This is a genomic window from Amnibacterium soli, assembly GCF_039544415.1.
Lineage (GTDB): Bacteria > Actinomycetota > Actinomycetes > Actinomycetales > Microbacteriaceae > Amnibacterium > Amnibacterium soli.
Window position 1 is genome coordinate 61528 of record NZ_BAABLP010000002.1, and the last position, 20361, is coordinate 81888.

Sequence of the window (20361 nt, forward strand, 5' to 3'; positions counted from 1 at the left end):
CGCGGTCCGCCGCGGACAGCCGGCCGGGTCCGCCCGCCGGACCGGGTTCAGGGCTGGTCGAAGAGCGCCCGGCGGGTGGCGAGCCGCATCTCCATCTCGTGCATGACGAGGTCGGCGAGGTCGCGGAGCGCGTGGAGCTGGCCGGCGGTGAAGGTGCGGGGTTCGCGGTCGAACACGCAGACGGCGCCGAGGTTGTGGCCGTCACGGGTGACCAGGGGCGCTCCCGCGTAGGAGCGGACCTGCGGCCCGGAGGTGACGAGCGGGTTGTCCCTGGTGCGGTCGTCCAGCCGAGCGTCGGGGATGGTCCACGGAGTGGAGCCGCCAGGGTTCGTGCTGGAGCAGAACGCGACGTCGCGGTCGACCTGCTGCTCGTCCCAACCGAGCGCGGACTTGAACCAGACCCGGTGCTCGTCGATCAGGGTGACCAGGGCGATCGGGGAGTCGAGGACCTGGCTCGCGATCCGCGTGATCGCGTCGAAGGTGTCGTCGGGATCGGTGTCGAGGATGTTGTACTGGGCCAACGCCGCCAGTCGGGCCCGCTCGGTCGCGTCCGCCGTGGCGGGCAGGTAGCCGCGCTGCCGGACCAGGTCGTCGATGAGCAGGTTCTGGAAGACCGCGGCGACCTCGACCAGCGGCGGTCTGTCCGCAGGGTCGCGCGACGTCATCGCGGTCAGGACGCTGACGATCCGGTCGGGGACCCCGGCGGGCATCCGGGGTTGCCGGTCCAGTCGCGCGAACGCCGACTCCTCGATGCCCCCCGGGTACTCGGTGCGCCCCGTGAGGGCCTCGAGCAGCACGAGTCCGAGGGCGTAGATGTCGGATGCCGGTGTCGGGTCGTCGCCCTCCACCTGCTCCGGGCTGAGGTACGCCGCCGAGCCCGTGACGAGGTCGCCGTCGCCCACGTGACCGATGAGGGACGAGATGCCGAAGTCGGTGAGCTTCGCGCGGGCGCGCACGTCCGCCTCGCGAGAGGCGAGCAGCACGTTCGCAGGCTTGATGTCGCGGTGCAGGAAGCCGGACTCGTGGAGGTACTGCAGACCCTCGGCCAGGTCGCGACCGAGCCAGCAGACCTGGAACCACTCCAGCGGTCCGGTGCCCAGCCGCTGACGGAGGTCGGCGCCAGGGATGTACTCCATCACCAGGTAGATCTGCGGGCGGTCGGGATCGGAGGCGTCGACGCCGGCGTCGAACAGGGTGGTCAGCGCGTGGTGGTTCAGGGACGCGACCAGCTGCGCCTCGGCCTCCTGCTCGCGCAGCGACTGCGTCTCCGCTGCGCGCGCCCGGAAGACCTTCACGGCCACCTGGCGGGACAGCAGGCGGTCGTCGGCGAGGTACACCGTCGCCTTGCCGCCGCGGCCGAGCACGCTCCGTGCGACGTACCGCTCGCTGAGCGCGGGCACGATGCCCGCCACCACGCCGGGCTCGCCGCCGGCCTCGGCCCGCTCGCCGCGCGGCGGGTGGAGGGTCTCGCTCAACGACGCCTCCTCATTACGCGAGCCGGACATTGCTGAAAAAGTACCGTGAATCGAGAGGCGTGTGCGGCGCCTGGCGCGAACTGTCCATGTCCGCGCGCGGATCGCGCGGCGACGCCCGGCATCCGGCGACTGCAGGGGGAGTGCGGCAACTCCCGGAGGTCGGCAGGGGCCGGTGCGGGCGACGGGGACGATGAGGGGGTGACCGTCCTCCTCCTCACCGGGATGTCCGGCGCGGGCAAGTCGACCGCGCTCGCCGCTCTCGCCCGGCTGGGGTTCGAGACGATCGACACCGACGAGGCGGGCTGGATCGAGTCCGTGGACGGCGAGCCGCTCTGGCGCCGGGACCGGATCGACGAGGCGCTCGGCGCGTCCCGGAGCGGGCCGCTCGTCCTGGTCGGGACCGTGGCGAATCAAGGGGAGTGGGCCGACCGGTTCGCCGCCGTGGTGCTGCTCACGGCGCCGGTCGAGGTCCTGATGCGGCGTCTCCGTGATCGCCCTGCAGGTCAGTACGGCAGCACCGCTGCCGACCGGGCGCAGGTCGCTCGAGACGCCGCCGACGTCGAGCCGCTCCTCCGGGCGATGGCCACCCATGTGGTCGACACCTCGGTCGACCTGGAGGAGGTCGTCGCAGAACTCGCCTCGATCCTCCGCACGACCCGGTGAAGCAGCCGTCTCGCAGTGATCCGGACGCTCGAGCCGGTCCGACCGAGGGGAGTGCCCTGCCGTGGGCAGCACGACAGGGCGTTGCGCATGCGTGAGGAACGGCTGGAGCGGTCAGCCGTCTCCTCATCGTCGATCAGGCGGACGGACCCGTACCCCAGCACTGACGCGGTGAAGCCGCTGCGGGCATGCGGGTGGTCTCAGAGGGATCGACCGGGTTCCGAAGCGCGTGCCGCTCGAGGTGCTCCGGCTCCGCCCTCCGCCCCATGCCTCATCCGCCGCACGGAGGTCCTCGCCGGCTGCAGTCCGATCAGCGCCGAGATCGGGCGTGGTCGGGCTGGAACCCGTTCTGGACGCCCCACAGCACGGCTTCGACTCGATTCGCCGCGCCGATCTTCCGATACGCCGAGCGGATGTGGGTCTTGATCGTGTTCTGCGTCAGGTGCGTCTGCGCGGCGATCTCAGCGTTGGACTTCCCCTGGGTGATGAGTGCGAGCACCTCCGACTCGCGGTCCGAGATGCCGTCCGCACGCCCGGGCCAGTCCAGCGCCGCGTTGCTGCGGACGCGCCCGTCGGCGGGGCTCGTGACGACCTCGCCGGCCGCGACCCGCTCGATCGCCTCGACGAGCTCCATCGCCGGCATGCTCTTCGCGAAGTAGCCCCGCGCACCCTGCTGCAGCGCCGCGTCGATGAACGCCTGCTCGACGTTCCACGAGTAGATCGCGACGACCGCGTTCATCGGATTGGCGAGCATCTCGGCGACGACGTCGTGCTCGGGCTCGTGCTGCGCGAACGTGTCGTAGAGGGCGACGTCGACCGGCTGGTCGATGCGGTGCTGCTCGAGCACCTCGACCACCTCCACGCGGTGCTGGTAGCGCTCGAGCATTCGCCGGAACCCGCCGAGGACGATCTCGTAGTCGTTGCGCAGCGCCACCCGGACCGGTCGCGCCTGATCGCCTGCTGACACTCGTCACCCCTCACCCCTGGGGGTGAATCGGAACACCCCTACTTGTGGTCGAGTCATTCTGCAGCCTCGCTGCGACCGCTCGACGGACCTGCAGTGCTTGCTCAGGCGCCGCGCGAGACATCCCACCGGCCGATCAGCGACCGGGACGAGAAGAAGGAGTACGTCGTGCACCAGGTAGTGCAGGGGCCGTTCTGGGCGGCCCAGCTGGATCAGGGGCAGCGGGTGATCATCTACTACTTCCTCGTCATCGCGGGACTGGCGATGCTCGCGCAGTTCGTGCGGACCTGGGTCGGCCGGAACGAGGTCGGGACGAAGTACCGCCCGGCCATGTTCGCGAGCCTCGGCGTCACGGGCGCCGCGTTCCTGTCCTACGTCGTGCTGACGGCGAAGTTCGACCTCGGGTACGCCCAGACGAGCGGCAGCCCGGACGGCGCCGGTGCGGTGTGGAGCCCGACCAAGGACGCGATCTGGTCCTGGGCGCCCCGCTACATGGACTGGTCGATCACCGTTCCGCTGCTGATGGTGCAGCTGGTCGTCGTCTCCAGCCTGATCGGTGCCGCAGCGACCCGCTTCCGCACGATCGGCATCGCCGGCGCCTGGCTCATGATCTTCACCGGCTTCATCGGCGGCGTGGCCATCGACGACGGTTCCAGCATCCCGGCGCTGGCGATCTGGGGCGTCATCAGCGGGATCTTCATGGTGATCCTGTACGTCGTGATCATCACGATGGTCCTGAAGGCGCGACGGGACCTGTCGGCGCCGGTGTCGCGCACCTTCCTGACGGCGTCCGTGCTGCTGATGGTCATCTGGTTCGCGTACCCGATCGTCTTCGGCCTGCAGGGCCTCGGCGTCAGCGGCGGCCTCACCGTCACCGCGCAGGTCATCCTGTCCGCGGCGGACATCATCGCGAAGGTCGGCTTCGGCGCGCTGATCCACAAGATCGCCTTGCAGCGCACCGCCGAGGACGTCGTCGCCGGCGAGGACGTGCACCCGGAGTCCATCTACATCTCCGGCAGCAAGGAGTCCGACGCCGTCCTGCCTCCGACCGACGCCGCCGCCAGGCAGATCCCGACGGGCGGCCGCACCGCGCGCGGCGCCTCCGCATGACCCCGCGGGCCGGCCGGCCGGTCGCCGTCCGACCGGCCCGCCCTCCGCGTGCAGGCGCGGCGAGCAGCGGCGCCGAGCGGCTGACCGTCGACGAGCTGCTCGACCGCCTCGACGAGGACGGGTTCCCGCGCACGGGCACGATCGTGGTCGGCGGCGGCTGCGCCGGGCTCGCGCTCGGCGTCGCGCTGGCGGAGGCTCAGGAGGCGGTCGCCGTCGTCGAGGCGCGGACCGGCGACCGCGACGGGCGGACCTGGTGCTACTGGGACACGGGCCAGGCGCTGCTGCCCGAAGCCGTGACGCGCTCCTGGGGCCGCTGGGAGGTCCGCACGCCGCACGGCCGAGCCGTGGCCGGCGACGCCGCGCACCCGTACCGGATGGTGCGGGCGCACGACTACCGGGCCGCCGCCCGTGCGCGCTTCGCGGGTCGCCCCGGCGCGCACCTGATCGACGGCGTGCGGGTGTCGGACGGCGCCCCGGCGACGCCCGTGTCCCGCCCGCCGCATCCCCGGCTGGTCGACGCGCGCGGAGGCGTGCCGCAGCACGCGGTCGCACCCGGCCGGGTGCTGCTGCACCAGCGGTTCGTCGGGCAGTGGATCCGCACCGACCGGGCCGTGTTCGACGACACCACCGTCACCCTGATGGACTTCCCCGGGTCGACTGCCACCGGCGTGCGCTTCTTCTACGTGCTGCCGGTCGCCCCCGACCTGGCACTGGTCGAGTGCACCGTCTTCTCCGCCGCCGCGCACGGGACCGAGCCCTTCCGGCAGCACATCGCGGCCTACGTGCGGCAGCGCTGGGGGCTCGACGACGACGGCTGGACGGTCGAGGGCGAGGAGGCGGGCAGCATCCCGATGACCGACGCCCGGCCGCTCGGGCGTGCTCGAGGCGGCGTGCCGGTGGGGCTGCGGGCCGGCATCGCCCGTCCGAGCACCGGGTACGCCTTCACCCGCATCCAGATCGCCGCCCGGCATGCCACCGAGCACGGGGTCGACGAACGAGGGGTGCGCGACGGCGTGCGGACACGGATGCTCGATGCGATCTTCCTGCGATTCCTCCGCGATCAGCCGGAGCGGGCTCCGGAGGTGTTCCTCCGCATGTTCGCCCGCCTGCCGGGGCCGCTGACGGTCCGATTCCTCACGGAGCGTGCGAGCCCGCTCGACGAGCTCCGGCTGATCGGCGCGCTGCCGAAGCGGCCGTTCCTCCGCGCCGCGACGACCACCGCGGTCGAGCGCCTCCGCGCCCTGGGGGCCTGACGGTGCCGCGGTCCGACGAGATCAGGTCCTGTCGCGCGCGCGGCGCCGCTCGCCCCACGGCTGCACGACGCCCGTCGCGAAGCACGAGCCGGCGCCGATGATCGCTCCGGTGATCCAGGGCTGCGGATCGAGGAACCGCCCTCCACCGAGCAGCACGTGCAGGGCCGCACCCGCCGCACCGGCGACGACGCCGCCTGCGAGGAGCACGGCGATCACCAGGACGATCGGGGGCCGGCGGGCCTTCGTGTACCTGACGGGTCGCAGGCGTCCCGACTCCGCGTCCGCGAGCAGCCGCTGCACTTCCTCCGGCGTCATCGTCCAAGCCTGCGTGCCCAGGCAGACAGTCGTCGGGGCGTGCGGTGAGCGTCCGCTCCGATTCCTGCGCGATCGGGCCCGGTGCTGCGCTGCAGGTCGGTGCGGAGGGCGACGCTCCACCTCGACGCCCGCAGATCGTCGGCACCGTCGGACTCGGCCATGATCGGCGGGTGCGTCGTCCACTGCGTCCGGTCGTCGCCGGCGTCGACCGCGGCACGCCCGAGGCGGTGGTCCGGGCGCCCGGCGTCCGTCTGCTCCCGGCCGCGCGACGGGACGCGGCGTGATGCTCGCAGCTCGACACGAGCCGCCGGTCGTCATCGTCGTGCACCTGCACACGCCGCTGTCCGTGTTCGTGGAGTCGTCGCTGCTCGTCGTGGGCATCGCGCTCGCCGTCCTCTGCGCGAGCCGCTCCCGGCGCACCTCCGACCGGTCCTGGATCGTGCTCGCCGTCGCGGCCGTGGCGCTCGCGCTCGTGTCCGCAGCCGGCCTCGTCCTGTACATGGTCGGGTCAGTGGGCTGAGCCGGTCGCCGTGCGGCTCACCCGCGGGCGAGGAGGTCGCGCAGGAACGCCCGCTGCTCCGGGTGCGCGAGGGGAAGCGAGGCCAGCTCGTCCGCGGTCACCCATCGCAGTCGGTCGTGCTCCTCCGGCGCCAGGTTCGTCGGCTCGCCGCGCCAGTAGGTCACCGGCCAGACGTCCATCACCATGCCGTCGTCGGAGCCCGGTCGGCGCTCCAGACGGAGCACCGGCGGTCCGGCCACGAGCGCGTCCACGCCGAGCTCCTCCCGGAGCTCGCGGACCAGCGCCGCCGACGGCTGCTCGCCCGCCTCCACGTGACCGCCGGGCAGGGCCCAGCGGTCGGGGGAGTGCTGCCGCGCCGGCGTGCGATGACCGAGGAGCACTCGGTCCCCGCGGACGAGTGCGCCGGTCACGATGCGGTGCGCCACGAGTCGCAGTCTGCGCGGCGGAGCGGACAGTGCCGTGGCCGGGCGTCAGTGCCGCGCGAAGGGGTCCGCGTACTCGCCGGGCGCGGAGTGCCCGATGGCGTGCAGCACCGGCGGCGCGATGCGGATCGCGAGCTCGCGGTGCCACGACGCGTCCGGCGCGTGCGCCGGGTCGACCGGGTGATAGGAACCGCCGTCGGCCGTGAAGACGTCGCGCGCGGCCAGCGCCTGCTCGTCGAGCACCTGGTTGTAGCGCGCGACGCGCGGACGACGCAGCACGGTCCGCCAGTCGAGCCCGAGCGGCACGGGCAGGTGGCAGAGGATCAGCGGGATGTCGGACTCGGCGCGGAACGCCTGCAGGAACGCGCGGACCGAGGTCCGGCTGTGCTCCGCGTTCGAGTGCTGCAGCTCCTCCCCGAACCTCGGCGCCCACACCGCCGCGTGGAAGGTCGCGGTGCCGGCTCCGCCCAGGGAGCCGACCGCCTCGCCGGTCGGCAGGCCGAGTCGCACCCGGCTCTCGACGACGACGCCGCGGCCCGTGCGCCTCGCCAGCAGCGCGGCCAGCGGACCGTCGACGGCGTCCTTGCGCGCGGTGACGCCGTACCCGACGAACGGGCCCGAGCCGAAGAGGAGCACGCGAACGGGGTCCATTCCGACGACGACGCTGCGCAGGACCTCCGGGCCGTCGTCCTTGACCGGGGGCCGGTCGAGCCCCGCTCGGGCGCGCTCGGAGAGCTTGATCGCTCGACGACGAGTGATCAGGGACGCGCGCAACGGATCCACCTGCTCACGGTTCCTCGGATCGTGGACGTCCGTCAGCCCCAGAGTGCGGGCCCCGGAGGGCGCGTGAAGGCTCGGTTCGGGATTCCGTGCACGCCGACCGCGTCCGACCGCTACCGTCGTGCACCATGTCCCCACTGATCACCGCGATCTCGATCGTCGTCGCCGGCGTCGTCGTCGCGCTCGCGGGCTTCGTGGTGAGCGCCCGCCTGACGCAGCGCGGTCTCGTCGAGAGCGGCCCGTCGACGCGCGCGGACGTCGCGGTCGCGGTCGTCGTCTTCGGACTCGTCGGCTCGATCTTCGGCGGTGGCTACCTCGCGTTCCTGCTGCTGACGACCTTCTGAGCGCCGCCCCTCAGCGCCGCCGCGCGTCGAGGAACCGGCCGAGCCGTGCGATGCCCTCCGCCAGCTCGGCGCGCGAGGCGGCGTACGACAGCCGGACGTGGGTGTCCGCGGTCCCCGTGGCGAAGTCGCGGCCGGGCGTGAGGGCGACGGAGGCGGTCTCGAGCGCCTCCTCGCAGAAGGTCCACGCGTCCATGCCGGTGCCGCTCACGTCGATGTAGACGTAGAAGGCGCCGTCCGGCGCCACCGGCACGGGCAGGCCGATCGAGGCGAGCCCGTCCAGGACGAGCGCACGGCGCGCGGCGAGCTCCTCCCGCCGCTCCTCGCACAGCGCCAGCGACTCGGGGGTGAAGGCGGCGAGCGCCGCGACCTGTCCAGGCGCGGAGGCGCAGAGGAAGTAGTTGACCGCCAGGCGTTCGACGCCGGTGAGCAGCGCCTCCGGCAGCACGGCCCACCCCAGCCGCCACCCCGTCATCCCGAAGTACTTCGAGAAGCTGCCGATCACGATCGCGTCCGGATCGACGGCGAGCACCGTGCGGGCGGGTTCGCCGTCGGGCGACGGGTCCGCGAGGTCGAGGTAGATCTCGTCGACGATGCGCCATGCGCCGCGCTCGCGGGCGAGCGCGCAGATGGCGGTCAGCTCGGCGTACGGGATCGAGGTGCCGGTGGGGTTGGAGGGGGAGGCGATCATGATCGCGCTGGTGCGCTCGGTCCAGGCCGCCTCGACCGAGGCGAGGTCGAGCTGGTAGCGGGTCGCGGCGGTGGTCGGCACGCTGACGAGCGAGCCGCCGAAGCTGCGGACGAGCTCGCGGTTGCAGGGGTACGACGGGTCGGCGATCACGACCTCGTCGCCCGCCTCCGTCGTGGCCGCGGTCACGAGCAGCAGCGCCGCGGACGCGCCGGAGGTGATGACGATGCGCCGCGGATCCACTGCGACCCCGTGCTCGTCGCGGTAGAAGCGGGCGATCACCTGCCGCAGCGCGGGCAGCCCGAGCGCCGGTGTGTAGGGCAGCGGCCGGCCGTCCATGACCTCCCGCATCGCCTCCCGCACCGCGGGCGGTGCGCCGAAGTCGGGTTCGCCGAGCGACAGCTTCACCACGTGCCGGCCCGACGCCTCGATCTCCGTCGCGCGCTGGCCGATCGCCATCGCGTGGAACGGCTCGGCGGTCCGGGCGCGCTGCGCGAGCTTCATCGGGGGCCTCCTGGCTTCCTCGTGCTGCGGAGGAGGGGCGTGCGCCGCTGCTCCGTTCCGCATCCTGGCAGGCGGACCTCCGCTGCACGCGGCATCACCGTGCGGCGACCACCGCGCCCGCGTGCCGGTGCAGCAGCGCGGTCTCGACCACCGGCACGACGAGCAGCACCGCGATCAGCGCGAACGCCCAGCGGTACCCGAGCGCGGGTGCGTCCGGCGCCACTGCAGCGGCCAGGGCGAGCATCGATCGCACCGAGAGCGCGGCGACCGCGATGCCGAAGCCGATCGCGATCTGCTGCGTGGTCGCCGCGAGGGTGTTCGCGCCGGAGGTCAGCTCGGGCGGCACGTCGGCGAACTGCAGCGAGTTGTAGGCGGTGAAGCCGATCGAGCGGAAGGCGCCCGCGACCAGGAGCAGCACGGCGAACACCGGCAGCGGGGTCGACGCGTCGGTGCACGCGAACACGACGGCGAGCGCGGCGCCGGCGATGCTCGATCCGACGATCGTGGTGCGGAAGCCGAAGCGGCGGATGATCCCGGAGGTGAACGGCTTCACGCCGATGTTGCCGACGAACACGGCGACGACGAGCACGCCCGCCAGCGACGCGGACCAGCCGAAGCCGACCTGGAACAGCAGCGTGTAGAGGAAGGGCAGCGCCGAGATCACCAGCCGGTAGAAGCCGCCGCCGATGTTGCTCGCCCGGAACGTGGGGATGCGCATCGCGCGGAACGACAGCAGCGGGGCGGTCGCTCGGCGCATCCACGCGATCGCGCCGACGAGGGTCCCCGCGGCGACCGCCAGCAGCAGCGCGACCCGCTGCACGTCGGGGGAGCCGCCGCCGACCGCCTCCAGGGCCAGGAGGAGGGTGACGAGCCCGACGCCGAGCAGCGCGAAGCCGACGAGGTCGAAGCCCCGGCGGTCGCGCTCCGCGCTCCGCGGCACGAGGCGCAGCCCGGCGAGCAGCAGCACGAGGCCGATCGGCACGTTGATGAGGAAGATCCACCGCCAGCCGACGGTGTCGGTGAGCAGGCCGCCGACGGCGGGCGCGATCACGGGCGCGAGCAGCCCCGGCCAGGTCAGGTACGCCACGGCGGCGAGCAGGTCGCGGGGGCGGGTCGCGCGCAGCACCGCGAGCCGGCCGACCGGGACCATCAGCGCGCCGCCGACGCCCTGCAGCGCGCGGAGGGCGCACAGCATCCACAGGTCCGTGCTGAGGCCGCAGGCGAGCGACGCGACCGTGAAGAGCGCGATCGCCGCGTGGAAGACGCGGCGCACGCCGAACCGGTCGGCGAGCCAGCCCCCGAGCGGCACGCTCACGGCGACGGACAGGAGGTAGGCGGTGATCGCCGCGTTCACGTCGATGGGCTGCGCGCCGAAGTCCCGCCCGATCGCGCGGACCGCGGTCTGGATGACGGTGCCGTCGAGGTTCTCCATGAAGAACGTGCCGGCGACGAGCACCGCGAGCGGCCGGTTCAGCCCGGAGGCGCCCGCCTCCGTCCGCTGCACGCCTCCACGCTACGTCCCGCGCTCCCGAGCGCCCTGACCCGCGCCCGTGGCGCCCCGCGAGCTGCGCGCCGCAGTTGCAGTTGCGGCCGCTCGCTCACGCGCATCTGCGACCAGCGCACGCAGGTGCGGGAGGGGGCCGCATCCCGCCGGGTGCCGGCTGCGCGGCGTGGAGCCGGGGCAGCTGTCCCTGCGGGCCGCAACTGCGCGCCGCAGTCGCAGTTGCGGCGGCTCGCTCGCGCGCATCTGGGACCAGCGCGCGCATCTGCGGGAGGGGGGAGTCGGCGCTCGTGTCCCTCCGGGGCCGCGGCGTGAAGCGAGGGACGCTGTCCCCGCGGGCCGCAACTGCGCGCCGCAGTCGCAGTTGCGGCCGCTCGCTCGCGCGCATCTGCGACCAGGGCGCACATCTGCGGGAGGCGACGGCAGGCGCGGCGTTGACGGGCGGGCCCGGCGCCGGGAGGGTGGGCCCGTGAGCAGGATCGTGGTGCAGGAGTTCATCACCCTCGACGGGGTCGTGCAGGGTCCGGGAGGCGCGGACGAGGACCGCGACGGCGGGTTCGCGCTCGGTGGCTGGGCCATGGACTTCGATCGCGAGCACGACCTGGCGGACGAGGGCGGCCCGATCATCGCGGAGTGGGAGAGCCGCACGGAGGCGCTGCTGCTCGGTCGCCGCACCTACGACATCTGGGCGGGCGCCTGGGGCGTCTGGAGCGAGGACGCGGAGGGCACCACGGGCGAGTTCACCCGGCGCTACAACCGGGTGCCGAAGCACGTCGCCTCCACGACCGCGTCCGAGCTCGCCTGGCAGAACTCGCACCTGCTCGGGCCCGACGTGCCGGGGGCGGTCGCACGGCTGCGGGAGGAGCCGGGCGGCGAGATCCGCGTGTGGGGCAGCAGCGTGCTGGTCCGGACCCTCGCCGCGCACGACCTGGTCGACGAGTACCGGTTGATGGTCTACCCGATCGTGCTCGGCACCGGGAAGAGGCTGTTCCCCGAGGGGTTCGCGCGCACCGCCCTCAGGCCCGTGGAGACGCGCGGTCTCGCGTCCGGCGTCGTCGTCAGCACCTACCGTCGGCAGGACTGAGCGCGGCGGATCAGCCCTCGAGGCCCTCGAGCCACTCGGAGAAGGCCGCGCGCGACGCCTCCTGCATCCGGGCGGAGTACCGGTCCCGCTCCGCTCGCAGGGCGTCCGCGTCGACGGCGTGCTCGGCGAGCTCGGCGGCGCCGTCGCGCACCCACTGCTCGTGCATCTCCGCGGTGAGCTCGGGGTGGAACTGCACCGCGAGCGCGTGACCGCCGATCGCGAAGGCCTCGTTGGCGTAGTCGCCGGAGGAGGCGAGCCGCGTCGCGCGCTCGGGCAGGTCGAAGGTGTCGCCGTGCCACTGGGCGACGGGCAGGCCCGCGAAGTGCCGCACGGGGGAGCCGGCGCCCTCCGCGGTCGCGTCGACCGGGCGGAACCCGATCTGCGTCGATCCGCCCCGGTAGACGCGGGCGCCGAGCGCGCCCGCCATCAGCTGGGCGCCGAGGCAGACGCCGAGCGTGGGCCGCTCGGCGTCGAGGCGGGTGCGGAGCAGCCGCTGCTCCGCGGTCAGGAACGGGAACTCGTCGGCCTCGTAGACGCCCATCTCGCCGCCGAGCACGACGACGAGGTCCGCCTCGGTCGGGTCGATCGCGTCGACGTCCTCCCGGGTCGCGTCGACGACCCGCACCGCGTAGCCGTGCTCCTCGAGCACCGGGCGGATGTTGCCGAGGTGGATCGTCGGCGCGTGCTGGAGGACGACGGCGGTACGGGTCACTTCGGTCCTCCGGTGCAGGAGCGGATCGGGGTCCGGGGGAGCGTATCGAGCGGTGCGACCGCCGGGGCCCGGCGCACGGGTCGCACGACGGAGGAGGGCCTACGGTCGGGGGCGACCGACGAGGAGCACCATGCCCGCCTTCCTGCCCCAGCCCCGTCCGCTGCCCGAGGCGCCGAGCCTGCGCTGGGGCGTGCTCGCGCCCGGCGGGATCGCCGGCCGCTTCGTCGACGCCGTGCTCGCCCGGACCGGGCAGCGCGTCGTCGCGGTCGGCTCCCGGTCGGCGGAGCGGGCCGAGGCGTTCGCCCGCGATCACGGCGTCGAGCGCTGGCACGGCTCCTACGAGGCCCTGGTCGCGGACCCCGAGGTCGACGTCGTCTACATCGCCTCCCCGCACTCCGCGCACGCCGAGCAGGCGCTGCTCGCGATCGCGGCGGGCAAGCACGTGCTGATCGAGAAGCCGTTCACCGCCGACGCCGCCTCCGCCCGCGTCGTGCGCGACGCCGCAGCCGCCGCCGGCGTGCTGGCGATGGAGGCGATGTGGACGCGGTACCTGCCGCAGTACGACGTGCTGCGCCAGCTGCTCGACGACGGCGCCGTCGGCGAGATCGGGCTGGTCGAGGCGGATTTCGGCTTCGCGTTCCCGTTCGACCCCGCCCACCGGCTCTACGACCCCGCGCAGGCGGGCGGCGCGCTGCTCGACGCGGGCGTGTACCCGCTGTCCTTCGTCTCGTCGGTGCTCGGCGCACCGACGGCCGTGACGGCGCGCGGCAGCCTCGCACCGACCGGCGTGGACGAGCGGGCGACCATGCTGCTCGACTACGCCGACCCCGAGGTGCGCGGCATCGCCTCCACCGCCCTGACCTCGATGCTGCCGGTGCAGGCGACGATCTCCGGCACGGAGGGGATCATCGAGCTGATCCCGCCGTTCCTCTTCCCGACGGGGATCCGATTCTCCGCGAACGGCCCGATGGCCGCCGAGGCGCCGCTGGAGTGGGTGGACCGGACGTTCGACGATCGCTACGACGGACTCTCCTACGAGGCGACCGCACTCGCCGGCTACGTGGCGGAGGGGCGGCTCGAGTCGCCCGTGCACCCGCTCGACGAGGTCGTGTCCGTGCTCGAGGTCATCGACGAGACGCGGCGGCAGCTCGGCGCACGCTGAGCCGCGGTCAGCCCTTCGCGGGGACGGCGCGCTCCGCGTCGAGCATGCGGACGACCGCGCGCACCGCGTCCCGGCCCGCCCGGTTCGCCCCGACCGTGGACTGCGACGGACCGATCCCGACGAGGTGCACGCGCGGTTCCGCGGCCACCTGCGTGCCGGTGATCGCGATGCCGCCGAGCGGGTTCCGCAGCGCCAGCGGGTCGAGGTGGTCGAGTGCGGGCCGGAAGCCGGTGGCCCACAGCACGGCGTCGAGCCGGGTGAACGAGCCGTCGGCCTCACGCACGCCGTCCGGCTCCATCGCGGTGAACATGGGGTGCCGCTGCAGGACGCCGCGGCGCTCGGCCTCCCGGGCGTAGTCGGTCCGGAGGAGGCCCGTGTACGAGACGACGCTGCGCGGCGGGCGGCCCGCCTCCGCGTCCGCCGTGACGCGAGCGATCACCTCCCGGCCCGTCTCGGGCGTGAACTCGTGGTCGAGGAACACGGGCTCGCGGCGCGTGTACCAGACGGTCGTCGCGACCCGGGAGACCTCCTCGAGCAGCTGCACCGCGGAGATGCCGCCGCCGACCACGCCGACCCGCAGGCCCGCGAGCTCGGCGGCGTCCCGGTAGTCGGCCGTGTGCAACTGCCGCCCGCGGAACGTCTCGGCGCCCGGGGAGGCGCGCAGCAGCGGGTTCGTCCAGGTGCCGGTCGCGTTCAGCACCGCGCGCGTGGTCCACGGTCCGGCGCTGCTGTCCACCTCGAGCGGCCCGTCCGGCCGGTCGTCGAGCCGCCGCACCGACCCGACGTGCACGGGCCGGAGGATCGGGAAGCGCATCGCCGCCTCGTACTCCGCGAAGTAGCGGGACACGGCATCGCGGGCGGGCTCGTCGGGGTGCGCCGGCGTCCGACGCATGCCCGGCAGGTCGAAGATGCCGTTCACCGTGCGCATCCGCAGCGACGCCCACCGGTGCCGCCACGCGCCGCCGGGCGCGTCCTCGGCGTCGAGGACGACGAAGGTCCGCTCGCCGTCCGGATCCGCGAGCGCGGAGGTGAACGCGTGGCGCTGCAGGTGGTACGCGGCGGACAGCCCCGCCTGTCCGGCCCCGACGACGACGACGGTCGCGCGCCGGAGCCCGGTCATCGGTCGACCGTCCCGCCGGCGCGCGCCGCGGCGACCTCGCGCCCGCGGTCGGACCCGTCGAAGTCGCCGAGCATCGCGGTCAGCGCGTCCGCGGGCAGGTTCGCGCCGAACGCGTCGGCGAACGGCTGGAGGCGGATGCTGTCGTGCAGCGAGCCGGCCGCGACGGGGTCGAACCCCAGCGCGTCGACGAGCCGCGAGACCTCCGCCGCCGCGACCGGGTCGTCCGCCGCGACCGCGATCGCGCGGCGGTCCGGCGCGCCGGCGGGCCGGGCGCCCGCGTCGAGGTCGTGGTAGCCCATGTGGTTGAACGCCTTGACGACGACCGCGCCGGGCAGCTGCGCCTGCACGAGCTCGCTGGTGGAGGTGCGCGGATCGGTCAGATCTGGTCGGTCGCCGTCGATCTCCCACCAGTGGTTCATGGCGTCGAGCACGACCGTGCCGTCCAGCGCCCCGCTCGGCACGGTGTGCAGCTTGCCGAGGGGCAGCGCGAGCACGACCAGGTCGCTGCCGTCGATCGCCTCGGTCGCGGTGACGGGCTCGGCGCCGGGCGCGAGCACGGAGACGATCAACGCGATGCGCGACGGGTCGCCCGAGCCGGCGATGCGGACGCGGTAGCCGGCTTCCACGGCGAGGCGCGCGAGCACGGTGCCGACCTTGCCCGCACCGAGGATGCCGATGGTGGTCATGCGGCACCCGCCAGCGAGTCGGTGCGCTCGGCGAGCAGCTCCTTGACCATCGGCACGACCGTGCCGCCGTACAGCTCGACATGCTTGAGCCGGGCGCTCGCGGGCACCGTGCCGGACGTGTAGATCAGGTCGAAGCGGCCGATGCCGAGGCTCGACACCGTCGCCGCCACCTTGCGCGCCACGGTCTCGGGCGAGCCGACGTAGAGCGAGCCGTGCGCGATCTCCGCCTCGAACTCCTCCCGCTGCATGGGCGGCCACCCGCGCAGCGCGCCGATGCGGTCGCGCATCTCCTTCATGTGCGGCCAGAGGGTCTCCTTCGCCTCCTCGTCGGTCGCGGCGACGAAGCCGGGGGAGTGCACGCCGACGGGCCACGCGGTCGTCTCCAGCTGCGCGGTCGCTCGCCGGTACAGGTCGAGGTAGGGCAGGAAGCGCTGCGGTGCGCCGCCGATGATCGCGATCATCAGGGGCAGGCCGTACCGGGCCGTGCGCACCACGGACTCGGGCGAGCCGCCGATGCCGACCCACGTGCGCAGACCGTGCTCCGTCTTCGGGAACACGTCGGCCTGCTCGAGGGCGGCGCGGGTGGTGCCGCTCCACGTGACCGGCTCCTCCTGCAGCAGCCGCGCGAACAGGTCGAGCTTCTCCTCGAAGAGCACGTCGTAGTCGCGCAGGTCGTAGCCGAAGAGCGGGAACGACTCGGTGAACGAGCCGCGGCCGAGGATCACCTCCGCGCGGCCGTTCGACAGCGCGTCGAGCGTCGCGAAGCGCTGGAACACGCGCACCGGGTCGTCGGAGCTGAGCACGGTGACGCCCGAGCCGAGCCGGATCCGGGAGGTCCGGGTCGCGATGCCCGCGAGCACCGTCTCCGGCGTCGAGATCGCGTACTCGGGGCGGTGGTGCTCGCCCAGCGCGATGGCGTCGATGCCCAGCTCGTCGGCGAGCACCGCCTCGTCCACGACCTGGCGGATCGACGCCGCGTACGACATCGGTCGCCCACGGTCGTCATGCGGCACGTCCCCGAAGGTGTCCAGCCCGAACAGCACGTTCTCCATGCCCGCTCCAATCCGATTGACGCGTCAATCATTCCCGCCGTACGATCGTGCTGTCGACGACGGAGGTGGGCATGGCGGACGCACGCAGGAGGAGCACGCCGACCGCGGGCGAGCTCGCCGCCTGGCGCGAGTACATCGAGGCGTCGGAGCGCATCCGGCGCGCGATCGCCGCGGGGCTCGCCGACCAGGAGGGCATCTCGCCCGGCGACTACGGCGTGCTGCTGGCGCTCGCGGAGGCGCCGGACCGGCGGCTGCGGTCCTCCGCGCTCGCCGACGCCGTGGGGTGGGAGCGCAGCCGGCTCTCGCACCACCTCGCCCGCATGGAGCGGCGCGGGCTGATCGCCCGCGAGGAGTGCGGCACGGACAGCCGCGGCGCCGACGTCGTGATCACCGCGGAGGGGCTGCACGTCTTCCGGCGGTCCTCCGCCTCCCACTTCGCGCTGATCCGCGACCTGTTCGTCGACGCGCTGACGCCGGCGCAGCTCGACGCGCTGCAGGAGGCGTCCGCGGCCATCCGCACGCACCTCGCCGAGCAGGGCGCGCCCGACGCGATCGCCGGCTGAACCCGGCCGATCAGCGGCCGGAGCGCGCTCCCGCGAGCCCCGACAGCAGCACGTGGGCGAGCGGCAGCGCGGAGACGCCCATGAGCACCGTGCCGAGCACGTCGTCGTCGGGTCGCAGCAGCACGCCGCCGAGCAGCAGGCCGAAGAAGAGCAGGGCGGACACCAGGCGGCTCACGGCGCGTTCGAGCCGGCCGATCCGGGCGTCGAGTCGCGGCGTCTCGACCGCGACCTCCCCGTCCTGCAGCCTGGTGACGAGCCCGTCGAGGCGGCGGGGGAGGCGGGCGGTGATCGCGAGCGTCGAGGCCGCCTCGTCCGCGAACGACCGCACGATGCCGCCCCGCTCGTCCCGCAGCAGGCGATCCGCGTAGGGCTCGACCGCGTTCCAGATGTTGAAGCGCGGGTCGAGCGTGCTGCAGAGCCCGCTGATCAGCGACACCGCGCGGATGACGAGCAGGAAGTTCTCCGGCAGCTGGAACGGCAGCGCGCGGATCGTCGCGCCGAACTCGTTCGCGAACGCCCGCAGCTCGCGGGGGTCGACGTCCTGCAGGTCGGTGAACGCGACGCCGCCGAACCGGTTGAACAGCGCCGACATCGTGCGCTCGAGCTCGCGGGTGTCCGCGGAGGGCAGCAGGACGCCGAGCTCGCGCATGCTCTCGACGAGGCGGCGGCCGTCGCGGGAGGCCACCGCGATCAGGAACCCGCGCAGGTCGCGGCGGAGGCCGTCGGGGATCGAGCCCATCATCCCGAAGTCGACGAAGGTGAGCACCCAGCCGCGGCCCGCCTCCGCGGCCGCAGAGCCGTCGTCGCGCCGCACCGGCGTGACGAAGATGTTGCCCGGGTGCGCGTCGCCGTGGAAGAAGCCGTCGACGAACAGCTGGTCGAACATGACGTCGGCGAACTCGACGGCGACCTCGGCCGGGTCGATGCCCGCGGCGCGCAGCGCGTCGAGGTCGCTGATCTTGATCGCGCTGACGTCCTGCAGCGTCAGCACCCGCCGGGCCGTCCGCTCCCAGGCGATGCCGGGCGTGGCCACCCGGTCGTCGTCCGCGAGCTGGTCGCCGAACCGCTCCGCGTTGCCGGCCTCGTGGAGGTAGTCGACCTCCTCCAGGCTCGTGGTCGCGAACTCCTCCGCGAGAGCGGGCAGGTCGACCCGCTTGGAGACGAGGGAGACGCGGTTCAGCCGCGCGGCGACCTTGCGCAGCGCGGCGAGGTCGATGTCGACGATGCGCTCGATGCCCGGCCGCTGCACCTTGACGACGACGTCGGCGAACCCGACGTCCGCCGCGGCCTCGGGCGTCAGCGTGGCGCGGTGCGCCTGACCGAGCGAGGCCGCGGCGAGCGGCGCCTCCTGGAAGGCGGCGAACGCCCGCTCGAGCGGCATCCCGAGCTCCCGCTCCGCGAGCGCCCGGATCGCCCGGAAGTCCTCCGGCGCCACCGCGTCCTGCAGGCCCTCGAGCTCCTTGGTGACGGGCGGCGGCAGCACGTCGAGCCGGGAGGACAGGTACTGCCCGACCTTGATCATCAGGCCGCCGAGGTCGGTCGCGAGCACGAAGAAGTTCCGCGCCATGCGCTGCCAGCGGCGCGTGCGGCCGCGGGCCGCGAACCGCGTCAGGCCGAGGCGTGGCAGGAAGAGCTCGAACCACCAGTTCTCGACCATGTACCGCGTCGCGAACCGCATGATGCGGCGGTACCGGGCACGTCCCTTCCGGTCGGAGGCGGCCGGAGCGCCGCGTCGCAGCGCCGGCTGCGCCACGCCCGTCAGCTCCGGGCGAGGATCGCGAGGATCCGGCGGCGCGCGTCGTCGAGCGCCTCGGTCGTCTCGGCGACCTGCTGCGGGGTGCCGGTCTGCGCGGCGAGCGCGGCGGCCTGCGCCAGCTGCGCGGCCGAGCGGGCGATGGAGCCGCGGCGCTCCGCGGCGCGGGAGGCGGGGCCCTCGTCGGTCCAGGAGCGGTCGCGGGCAGCGTCTGCGGCGGCGCGCCCCGCGGTGGTCAGGGTCCAGACCTTGCGGCCGTCGGTCTCGGCGGCCGTCGCGAGCCCCTCGTCGCCGAGCAGCTGCAGGGTCGGGTACACGGCGCCGGCGCTGGGCGTCGGCGCCCCGGTGCCGCGCTCCTCGAGGGTGCGCACGATCCGGTAGCCGTCGCTCGGCTGCTCGGCGAGGACCAGCAGCACCGCCGCCCGCACGTCGTCGCGCTGCGGGTGCGCGGTCCCGCGCGCGGTCGTGGGGGAGCGCAGCTCGTCGAGCACCTCGCGCGCGGCGGAGATGCCGCGGCCGGTCCACGATCGGCTGCTGGAGGCTCCGCTGGACGACCCGTTCATCGCACTTCCCGTGTCCTGCCGCTCGCGTGGGGCGAGGGCGTCTCGACGATACATCGCTGACAGAGGGGGTCCCGGCCGGGACCGGACCCGCGCCCCGCTGCTCGAAGCGAAGGGGGGCGCGGGCGCCGGGGCCCACTCAGAACGTGACGGTCGAGGTGATCGTCTTCCCGTGCACCGTGTAGGCGGTGGAGATCGAGTGCTCGCCGAACGTCTCGGACAGGACCGACTCGTCTGTGGTGTTCGTGGCCGCGACGGTGAACGCGTCCGCCGTGCCAGCGAGCGTCACCGACCCGGTGTAGCCGCCGCTGCCGGCCGTGGTGTGGGTGGTGGCCACGCCGCTGAGATCGGCATCGGCGCCGTGCTCGCCGCGGTACTGCAGTCCCGCCGCCAGGGTCTGGGCGATATCGATCGACATCTGCGCGAGGCGCAGCACGGCGCCGTACTCGCGGGTGAGCTCGCGGCTGCCGATCGCGAGGCCGTGGGAGAGCGCTGCGACGAGGGAGGCGCGGGACGCGAACCGCTTCTGCTCGCCCGTGATCGGCGTGCTCTGCAGATCGGTGAGCATGACGACGAAGCGGCGGAACGTGGTCGTCGTCGCGAGGGTGGTGGCCTTCGAGCCGTGCGGGTGCACGACGATGCGCACGAGCCGACGGACGGAGAGCTGCACGGGGTGCGTGCCCGCGTACAGGCGGATGCGCGTCGGGTCGGTCTTCGGGCCGACGCTCGTGAAGCGGATGTCGTACCGCTTCTTCGCGACCTTCACGTGGATGGTCTCGTCGACCGGCAGGACGGCGGACTTCGCGGCGGCGACGCGGAGGTGCGCGGCGGCACCGACGGGCAGCGGGATCCCGCCGAGCGTCGCGCTCGCGGTCCGGGAGGCCGCGACGGCCGCGCCGGCGAGCGCGTCGGGCCCGGCGGCGGGTGCGGCCTGGGCGGCGGAGGCGCCGCCCAGGGTGGCGAACGCGATGGCGGCTGCGAGGAGCATGCCGAGGGGACGACGGTGCACGGAGAGGCCTTCCAGGCGGGCCCGCGCGTCGGACGCGCGGGAGGAGGGGTGACGCGCTGGGTGAGCGCGGTCGGAGCGTATTCCGGGGGCCGAGCCGCCGCCCGCCCCCGTTCGCGGGTCGTCGGCG

At 73.9% G+C, this 20361-nt stretch carries 22 protein-coding genes; 8 read left to right on the forward strand and 14 right to left on the reverse strand.

Annotated elements, in window-relative coordinates; translation table 11 throughout:
* Positions 1–47 precede the first annotated feature (47 nt).
* Entirely contained in the window at positions 48–1475 is a 1428-nt protein-coding gene (locus ABEA53_RS04250; protein WP_345479755.1) for a protein kinase domain-containing protein, read from the reverse strand.
* Between the two features lie 198 nt (positions 1476–1673).
* Here ABEA53_RS04250 and ABEA53_RS04255 point away from each other — a divergent pair, with 198 nt between their 5' ends.
* Complete coding sequence (locus ABEA53_RS04255) at positions 1674–2138, forward strand: shikimate kinase (RefSeq protein ID WP_345479756.1); 465 nt, start codon at positions 1674–1676, stop codon at positions 2136–2138.
* A gap of 307 nt (positions 2139–2445) precedes the next feature.
* Here the strand turns inward: ABEA53_RS04255 and ABEA53_RS04260 are convergent, their stop codons facing one another.
* Positions 2446–3102: a LuxR C-terminal-related transcriptional regulator gene (locus ABEA53_RS04260; RefSeq protein WP_345479757.1), complete on the reverse strand. Its 657-nt coding sequence runs from the start codon at positions 3100–3102 to the stop codon at positions 2446–2448.
* A 165-nt stretch (positions 3103–3267) separates the two neighbouring features.
* Between ABEA53_RS04260 and ABEA53_RS04265 the strand changes: the two genes are divergently transcribed.
* On the forward strand, positions 3268–4209 hold the full coding sequence (locus ABEA53_RS04265) for a bacteriorhodopsin (protein ID WP_345479758.1): 942 nt from the start codon (positions 3268–3270) through the stop codon (positions 4207–4209).
* Positions 4206–5462, forward strand: coding sequence for a lycopene cyclase family protein (locus ABEA53_RS04270; RefSeq protein ID WP_345479759.1), 1257 nt, complete (start codon positions 4206–4208; stop codon positions 5460–5462). The genes ABEA53_RS04265 and ABEA53_RS04270 overlap by 4 nt, the downstream gene beginning before the upstream one ends.
* A gap of 21 nt (positions 5463–5483) precedes the next feature.
* Here the strand turns inward: ABEA53_RS04270 and ABEA53_RS04275 are convergent, their stop codons facing one another.
* Entirely contained in the window at positions 5484–5777 is a 294-nt protein-coding gene (locus ABEA53_RS04275; protein ID WP_345479760.1) for a hypothetical protein, read from the reverse strand.
* Positions 5778–6060: 283 nt separating this feature from the next.
* Between ABEA53_RS04275 and ABEA53_RS04280 the strand changes: the two genes are divergently transcribed.
* On the forward strand, positions 6061–6297 hold the full coding sequence (locus ABEA53_RS04280; protein WP_345479761.1) for a hypothetical protein: 237 nt from the start codon (positions 6061–6063) through the stop codon (positions 6295–6297).
* 17 nt (positions 6298–6314) lie between these two features.
* On the opposite strand, the gene ABEA53_RS04285 is transcribed toward ABEA53_RS04280, so the two are convergent.
* Together ABEA53_RS04285 and ABEA53_RS04290 are read right to left on the reverse strand one after the other, a co-directional pair.
* A complete protein-coding gene (locus ABEA53_RS04285) occupies positions 6315–6722 on the reverse strand; it encodes an NUDIX domain-containing protein (RefSeq protein ID WP_345479763.1) in 408 nt (135 codons plus the stop codon).
* 45 nt (positions 6723–6767) lie between these two features.
* Positions 6768–7502 (reverse strand): SGNH/GDSL hydrolase family protein, encoded by a 735-nt coding sequence (locus ABEA53_RS04290; protein WP_345479764.1) that lies wholly within the window; start codon positions 7500–7502, stop codon positions 6768–6770.
* Positions 7503–7627: 125 nt separating this feature from the next.
* Between ABEA53_RS04290 and ABEA53_RS04295 the strand changes: the two genes are divergently transcribed.
* Positions 7628–7843, forward strand: coding sequence for a hypothetical protein (locus ABEA53_RS04295; RefSeq protein WP_345479765.1), 216 nt, complete (start codon positions 7628–7630; stop codon positions 7841–7843).
* Positions 7844–7853: 10 nt separating this feature from the next.
* Here the strand turns inward: ABEA53_RS04295 and ABEA53_RS04300 are convergent, their stop codons facing one another.
* Entirely contained in the window at positions 7854–9032 is a 1179-nt protein-coding gene (locus ABEA53_RS04300) for an aminotransferase class I/II-fold pyridoxal phosphate-dependent enzyme (RefSeq protein ID WP_345479766.1), read from the reverse strand.
* Positions 9033–9126: 94 nt separating this feature from the next.
* The gene (locus tag ABEA53_RS04305; protein ID WP_345479767.1) at positions 9127–10536 is read right to left on the reverse strand and encodes an MFS transporter; all 1410 of its coding nucleotides are present in this window, start codon (positions 10534–10536) and stop codon (positions 9127–9129) included.
* 466 nt (positions 10537–11002) lie between these two features.
* Between ABEA53_RS04305 and ABEA53_RS04310 the strand changes: the two genes are divergently transcribed.
* Positions 11003–11617, forward strand: coding sequence for a dihydrofolate reductase family protein (locus tag ABEA53_RS04310; protein WP_345479768.1), 615 nt, complete (start codon positions 11003–11005; stop codon positions 11615–11617).
* A 10-nt stretch (positions 11618–11627) separates the two neighbouring features.
* On the opposite strand, the gene ABEA53_RS04315 is transcribed toward ABEA53_RS04310, so the two are convergent.
* Complete coding sequence (locus ABEA53_RS04315; protein ID WP_345479769.1) at positions 11628–12329, reverse strand: glutamine amidotransferase; 702 nt, start codon at positions 12327–12329, stop codon at positions 11628–11630.
* Positions 12330–12459: 130 nt separating this feature from the next.
* Between ABEA53_RS04315 and ABEA53_RS04320 the strand changes: the two genes are divergently transcribed.
* Positions 12460–13491 carry a Gfo/Idh/MocA family protein gene (locus ABEA53_RS04320; RefSeq protein WP_345479770.1) on the forward strand — a complete coding sequence of 344 codons (1032 nt, stop codon included), beginning with the start codon at positions 12460–12462 and terminating at the stop codon, positions 13489–13491.
* A gap of 7 nt (positions 13492–13498) precedes the next feature.
* On the opposite strand, the gene ABEA53_RS04325 is transcribed toward ABEA53_RS04320, so the two are convergent.
* Genes ABEA53_RS04325 through ABEA53_RS04335 form a run of 3 tightly spaced genes read right to left on the reverse strand, consistent with a single transcriptional unit; the run spans position 13499 to position 16349 of the window.
* Complete coding sequence (locus ABEA53_RS04325) at positions 13499–14611, reverse strand: FAD-dependent oxidoreductase (RefSeq protein ID WP_345479771.1); 1113 nt, start codon at positions 14609–14611, stop codon at positions 13499–13501.
* Positions 14608–15297: an NADPH-dependent F420 reductase gene (locus ABEA53_RS04330; RefSeq protein WP_345479772.1), complete on the reverse strand. Its 690-nt coding sequence runs from the start codon at positions 15295–15297 to the stop codon at positions 14608–14610. The genes ABEA53_RS04325 and ABEA53_RS04330 overlap by 4 nt, the downstream gene beginning before the upstream one ends.
* A complete protein-coding gene (locus ABEA53_RS04335) occupies positions 15294–16349 on the reverse strand; it encodes an LLM class flavin-dependent oxidoreductase (RefSeq protein ID WP_345479773.1) in 1056 nt (351 codons plus the stop codon). Before ABEA53_RS04335 ends, ABEA53_RS04330 begins: the two co-directional genes overlap by 4 nt.
* Positions 16350–16420: 71 nt before the next feature.
* Between ABEA53_RS04335 and ABEA53_RS04340 the strand changes: the two genes are divergently transcribed.
* Positions 16421–16912: a MarR family winged helix-turn-helix transcriptional regulator gene (locus ABEA53_RS04340; RefSeq protein ID WP_345479774.1), complete on the forward strand. Its 492-nt coding sequence runs from the start codon at positions 16421–16423 to the stop codon at positions 16910–16912.
* A 10-nt stretch (positions 16913–16922) separates the two neighbouring features.
* Here the strand turns inward: ABEA53_RS04340 and ABEA53_RS04345 are convergent, their stop codons facing one another.
* The 3 genes from ABEA53_RS04345 to ABEA53_RS04355 form a co-directional block, all read right to left on the reverse strand.
* Positions 16923–18590 (reverse strand): ABC1 kinase family protein, encoded by a 1668-nt coding sequence (locus ABEA53_RS04345; protein WP_345479775.1) that lies wholly within the window; start codon positions 18588–18590, stop codon positions 16923–16925.
* An 80-nt stretch (positions 18591–18670) separates the two neighbouring features.
* On the reverse strand, positions 18671–19228 hold the full coding sequence (locus ABEA53_RS04350) for a PadR family transcriptional regulator (RefSeq protein WP_345479776.1): 558 nt from the start codon (positions 19226–19228) through the stop codon (positions 18671–18673).
* A 136-nt stretch (positions 19229–19364) separates the two neighbouring features.
* Positions 19365–20213 (reverse strand): hypothetical protein, encoded by an 849-nt coding sequence (locus ABEA53_RS04355; RefSeq protein ID WP_345479777.1) that lies wholly within the window; start codon positions 20211–20213, stop codon positions 19365–19367.
* Positions 20214–20361 lie beyond the last annotated feature (148 nt).